At 47.4% G+C, this 6,050-nt stretch carries 4 protein-coding genes and 1 pseudogene; 2 read left to right on the top strand and 3 right to left on the bottom strand.

The window, feature by feature from the left end:
- Window positions 1-72 precede the first annotated feature (72 nt).
- Both ACW73I_RS19400 and ACW73I_RS19395 read right to left on the bottom strand, forming a co-directional pair.
- A pseudogene (locus tag ACW73I_RS19400) lies at window positions 73-339 on the bottom strand (reverse transcriptase domain-containing protein); the annotation flags it as partial.
- 290 nt (window positions 340-629) lie between these two features.
- On the bottom strand, window positions 630-1,124 hold the full coding sequence (locus tag ACW73I_RS19395; protein ID WP_458031097.1) for a group II intron maturase-specific domain-containing protein: 495 nt from the start codon (window positions 1,122-1,124) through the stop codon (window positions 630-632).
- Window positions 1,125-1,272: 148 nt separating this feature from the next.
- Here ACW73I_RS19395 and ACW73I_RS19390 point away from each other — a divergent pair, with 148 nt between their 5' ends.
- Complete coding sequence (locus tag ACW73I_RS19390) at window positions 1,273-3,045, top strand: mechanosensitive ion channel family protein (protein ID WP_458031095.1); 1,773 nt, start codon at window positions 1,273-1,275, stop codon at window positions 3,043-3,045.
- Between the two features lie 1,669 nt (window positions 3,046-4,714).
- Entirely contained in the window at window positions 4,715-5,107 is a 393-nt protein-coding gene (locus tag ACW73I_RS19385) for a hypothetical protein (protein WP_458031094.1), read from the top strand.
- A gap of 52 nt (window positions 5,108-5,159) precedes the next feature.
- Here the strand turns inward: ACW73I_RS19385 and ACW73I_RS19380 are convergent, their stop codons facing one another.
- Complete coding sequence (locus ACW73I_RS19380; protein WP_458031092.1) at window positions 5,160-6,023, bottom strand: YicC/YloC family endoribonuclease; 864 nt, start codon at window positions 6,021-6,023, stop codon at window positions 5,160-5,162.
- Window positions 6,024-6,050: the final 27 nt, after the last annotated feature.

Raw genomic sequence — 6,050 nt, 5'->3', positions numbered from 1 at the left:
GCTGCCTTGGGCTGTCGATACCGTCTATATTAACGGACTGAAGCAACTGGGGTAGATGGGGTTAATCAGTCGTTAACCAATCGCTATCGCCCCATCGACCACGGTAAAGCCCAAGAATTTTACCGCATCGGATTTAGCCACGTGGCTTTTCTCCCGGTTCACCTTCAGTTTCAGCTTGTTTTCGATGAATTGGCTGACTTTGTCCATCACCCGTTCCGCTGCTTTCTGCGACCCGGTGAAAATGTTACAGTCATCGGCAAACCGGCAAAACGCCAGTCCGCGCTTTTCCAATTCCTGGTCCAGTTCGTCCAGAACAATGTTGCTTAACAAGGGACTTAACGACCCGCCTTGCTGACGGCTTTGGTTTTAGACAAACTTGGGAATAGTCTGAGCCCAGGTGTCAAGTGGAATGCAGTAAAAGATGCGCTAATATTGGGGCGTTGCACCGCAGCGCGATAGAGAACCCTGGGGTAGAGTAGAGAACAGGATTCCGCATTCCGTAGGCTTGGCCTATCTGTTTCCGCCTCTTTCGTCCGGCGGTGCCTCATTAACCATGCCTTAGTTGGCCGCCTGCCCTCCCTCATCAAACCGTGCATGCGCTATTAACGCACACGGCTTTCCGATGTTCTTCACGCCAAGGCATGCGCTGTTTTCCAGCCGGCCTTTGTCGGAACCTTGTATAACCCATATTTTGCATAAAGCTGCTGGCTCGGGAATCGACCGAGGCCGATTCCACGATCCTTGACCTTGTGCCGCTTCATCAGGTGCTTTCGCAGACATTCTTCTGCATGCACCTTCACCTTTTCCAGTACACCATTGGAATTGCGATAGTGAAAGTAGCCTGACCAACCGCGAAGGCTGGCATTCAGACTTCCTACAATAGCTTCCAACGGTATCGGCATACGTTCCCGTGCGGTCAATTGCGTTATACGGTCTTTGATGTTCGCAAGTGATTGCGGGGCCGGGCAGACGTGCGAATAACGTTTACCCGACTTCAATCCCTTGCTCACTCTGATGACAAAACCCAAGAATTTGAAACTTTCTTGTTTGATATCAACAATGCGGGTTTTGGTCTCGTTCAACTCAAGATCGAGACGATCCAGCGCATGCCGTACCGTGGTCAAGGGCGCGCCAACGTCCCCCGCACACAGCACCAGGGTCAGGTCTTGCAGTCAAGCATTACCCCCGATTATTCGCTAGTGCTGCAACCATTACCTTTGGTAATAGCTGCCATTTTGCTGATATATTCAGCAAAAAAAATTGGGGGGGGCCATGAATGACGCGTTAACACGGCTGGTTAAGTACAGATTTCGCTCATCTTTTATGCAAACCTTTCCTTGCATAATCGATCAGGCTATTTATTTAGCTAACGGAGTATCACCCAATTTCCAAAAAAGCAGGCTAACGTCTATCTCGACGTTGCTGTCGCTATCCTTACTTTTTGGCATTATCCAAGCAATACCCGTTTCAGCCGAAGAGAATAAAGCGACCGATCTTGACATTATTACTGCCCAAACAAAGCAAGATACGCCTCAGGCGTTTCCAGTCGAATTCATGAATCGTCACATTTTTACTATCCGGTCGGACGTGGCGGGTTTTACGCAAGAAGAACAAGCCGCAAGTATTTTGAACCGTATTAAACTGGCCATGGAAAAAGGCGGTAACGATAAAATTACCACGCGTACTGGCCCAAATGGCGTCCGATTTGTCGAGTTGAATGGTTTGCGAGTGTTTCAAATTAAACAGGGCGACGCAAACCCGGTTACCGGCGAATCAATTGATGATGTGGCCAAAAATGCCGCGAAAAATCTTAAGACGGCGGTGCATGATGCCCGCGAACAAAGCAACAATGAGTACATGATGAAAGGCGCCGGATTTGCCTTTTTCGCTAGTTTTGTTTTTTATGTGGTTTGCCGTCTCATCTATTGGGGCGAAAGAAAGATCATTAGCCGTTTCCGAAAATGGGTTCAAGCTTGGGCAGACAAACTGTCGGTTCCCATACATCCGGAACAAGCCATGACGTCGTTAACGTTTTTGATTACTCTCGCCAAATGGACACTGGTAGCCATGGCGGGCTATCAGTGGGCAACTTTTAGCTTGAGCCAATTCCCTTATACCCGGCCATGGGGTGACCAACTGCACCGATACCTGATTAATACGGTTACCGACCTCTTATTGGCTATCGTAAACGCGTTGCCGGGTTTGGTGGTTATTTTCATTATTGTTTTGCTCACCCGTTTCGCATCACAATTGATAAAAGCATTTTTTGCCAAAATCGAGTCGGGCGAGACGACTGTAACCTGGATGGCAGAAGAAACCGCTAAACCCACTCGTAAACTTTCTCAAGGATTGCTGTGGCTGTTTGCTTTTGCGATGGCCTATCCCTATTTCCCAGGCAGCGAGACCGAGGCATTCAGGGGGTTGAGTGTATTGGTAGGCATCATGCTGTCCATCGGGGGATCCGGCCTTGTAGGTCAGGCAGCCAGCGGCTTGATCATGATTTACTCTCGCGTATTACGTGAAAATGAATATGTCAAAATTGGTGAAACCGAAGGTTTGGTGACTACGGTAGGCGTTTTTTCGACCAAAATCAAAACAGCTAGCGGTGAAGAGATTAATATACCCAATTCCATGATAGGTAACTCTATCACGGTGAATTCATCCCGCTTGATCGAGGGCGACGGCGTGGTTATCAATACGACCGTGACGATAGGCTATGACACCCCTTGGCGCCAGGTGCACGGCATGTTGCTGAAGGCTGCAAGAAGTACTCCCGGCCTACTCTCTGAACCCAAGCTTTTTGTAGCACAGACGGCTCTGTCTGATTACTATGCTGAATATAAACTAAGTGCGCTGGTGGAACGCCCGGAAATCCGCGGCAGGGTATTGACAACATTGCATGCTAACATTCAAGACGTGTTTAACGAGTATGGCGTACAGATCATGTCGCCTCACTATAACAGTGATCCAGAAGAAAAAAAATGGGTGCCGAAAGAGCAATGGTTTGAACCGCCTTCTGAGCAGAGCGCAGATGGCACAAGGTGATAGGACGCGCTGGACATCGTGAAGGGTATCGTTCGTGTTACCCAGTGATACCACGCTCATGGCATTTGCGGATTTCTACACTACTGAAATAACCTCGATCAGAAATGACGTTAAGCTCAGAAGCAATCATTGCGGTTTTGGCTTGTTCAGCCATGTTAGCCAATTGATTACGGTCATGGCCACCGTTCGTGATTTCATGTGTCCTAATGACGGCAATTGGATCATTTCCACATGACGGGGTCACTGCCGGGGTCATGCATCCTGACGGGATCAGGTCTCGGTTGCGACATTGCCCAGCCGCAACCAAGACCTGGCCTAGTTTACCCGATATTGCCAGCATTTAATCGCCGATCACGGGGATTAAGCGCCTGGCAGAAAGTCCTACGCTCAATTGTGCTTGTCATTCCGGCATGAATTGCCGGAATCCGGTGCTCACGAATGTACGCTTACGATGTTTATTCATACGACAACACTCTAACGTATTACGCTCAGCAAGCACTATTTCAAAGATTGAATTTAACTATTTCCGCTAAGCGATTGAGTCACAAATATTAAAAAAGGTTATCCCCAGCATCTGTGGAAAACCTTGTGGAAAAGCTATTTCTATTTAAGCTAACTCATTAATTTTGTGACCATTTGGTTAAAATGAACCACTCTTGGACAAGCAACAAAGCAACTTATAAATCAATTACTTACAATTTTGTAGCATTTCAAATAAACCAAATATTTCAATATAACAACACCGAAAGGTAAGAATATCGGGTTTGTGAATAACTAAAATGTCAACATTGAATTTTTTAGCCTGGCGCCAAAGAATTGTAAGGCCGCCAACCCAAGACAATCGCCGCATCTTCTTTTGAGCGCATGAAGTCATCAAACTTTAATATTCAACCGTCAAGATATGCTCCGCAGACTTGAATACAAATTTGTATGCACTTGCAACCCGACCGATTCCGTACCCCCGCTATCGGTCGGTTTTTTTTGAAATAGACGTTGTCTCTGAATTTATTCGGTTTAAAGCTTGCCCGAACTTTAGGCTGAGCCAAGTTGCTTTGCAAGAAGGAATCTTCGCCCTGAGTATAAGGAAATCGACCTAGAGAGCCGCTTACATGAAATATCCGCGATACCACACTCGCCGATTTTCGCAATGTGAAAGAAGCGAAAAGCGAATCAGGATTAAAAGAGGCGCTGTTTATTTGTGATTCGTTCACGGATCAAGCGGGGACGACCTCCCTAAATTCTGTCGCGATCGCTTGTTTGGAATCGGTGGAGAAAACACGCTCAGGACACAGCAGGGCCGTTACTTAGGTGATCGCTTCAACAAATGGAAGGAATGACTTTCGCGGGCAGCGCAGGCCTTAGGGTGGCTAATCATAAAATTCAACGAGCAGAGTCGATGATCCTAAAAAGAGCAGTTCAATTAGGTTGAAATTTGCTAACCATATGATTTTATAGTACTGAATTCAACTGCGGAGCAGTTGAAAGCGTCACCATTTTGGTGAGTGTGAAAAAACCGTTGTTCTCAATGAATACAGCGATTTACATCATTCAAATAGCTTCAACTGCCGAATTTAGGATGATGCGTACATGTCATTCTAATTCGCCATGATCCGGTAAATTCAGATAATTCGGCGGTTTCGGCTACTATCTTGCATCGGAGTTTTAACTAATGAGCGCGAGACTACTGAAGACCAACAAACCTCGGTTGGAAAACGTAACGCATCGTAGCCCCGAAAATAGCTCGACCGCGTTGGTGGTCTCCATTCGCTCCGGCAGCATGGGGCTGAAGGAATTGGAGGAAAAGGAGGCCCGAGAAATTCTCGCCGAAATACCGAAGGACGTCGGTTGGTTTTTGCTAATTGGCGGGCTTGCTACCGAATTTGGCGTGCCCGGCGTGCCGCCTATTTGGATCGCCGGAATTATGATCTTATGGCCGAGCGCTGGCGAGCGCTTAAGCGCAACCATCCAGCGCCGCGCACCGAAATCGTTCAATGGATGCCTTAGGATGCTCTGCCGTTACGTACATGATTTGGAGCAAAGGTATCCGCGCGATCAAAACTGAGCTCCAAAGTTTCACGCCGTTTTGCAGGTCAACGTCGATTAACGGCCGAACATCACTCAATGTTCTGGATTTGTTCGCGCATCTGTTCAATCAGCACTTTAAGGTCAATTGAGATTTGAGTCATTTCTTTGTCGGCAGATTTCGAGCCCAGGGTATTGGCCTCCCGGTTCATTTCCTGCATCAAGAAATCCAGGCGGCGACCGATCGGCTCCGATTGCTTTAAAGCCCGCCTGACTTCATTAACGTGCGCTTGTAAGCGGTCCAGCTCTTCGGCCACGTCCAATTTTTGCGCCAGCAACACCAACTCCTGCTCCAATCGGTCGAAATTAGGTTCAGCGACCAACTCGGTGATACGGGCGATGAGTTTGCCTCTCACATTGTTCAACACCTCGGGCATGCGCTTATTAGCGATTCCGACTAACTCGCACACTTTTTCGCAACGCTCGATCAATAAGCCGGCTAATTGATCGCCTTCGCGCGCTCGGGTTTCCAGCATTTTGTTTAAGGTCTGTCCGACTAAATTCAATAGTTGTGCTTGTAACGCCTCTTTTTCGATCTCGGTTTCCTGCTGAACACCCGGAAATGTCAAAACATCCAGCGCCGAAAATGACCGCGGATTAGTCATATTGGCCTCGATTTCGGCGGTGGCGGCCAATAAATTCCGCACCGTGACCAGATTAATATTAAAACTTTGACTCGCTGCTAGTTTTTTATAGCTTAAAACGCATTCAATTTTACCTCGCTTGAGTTTTTCAGCGATCAAATGGCGTATGTCCGATTCGGCAAAACGTAGACGCTCCGGCAATTTGACATTGATATCGGCGTAACGATGGTTCACGGAACGCAATTCACAAAGTATGGTTAAGTTATCAACATTCATTTCGCCGTCTGCAAACGCAGTCATGCTTCTAATCATTTTTCACCTATAATCGCAGCGATAATC

The organism is Methylomonas sp. MgM2, from assembly GCF_054172045.1.
The sequence above is the reverse complement of the archived record's forward strand: the minus strand, read 5'-3'. Positions and strand labels throughout refer to the sequence as shown.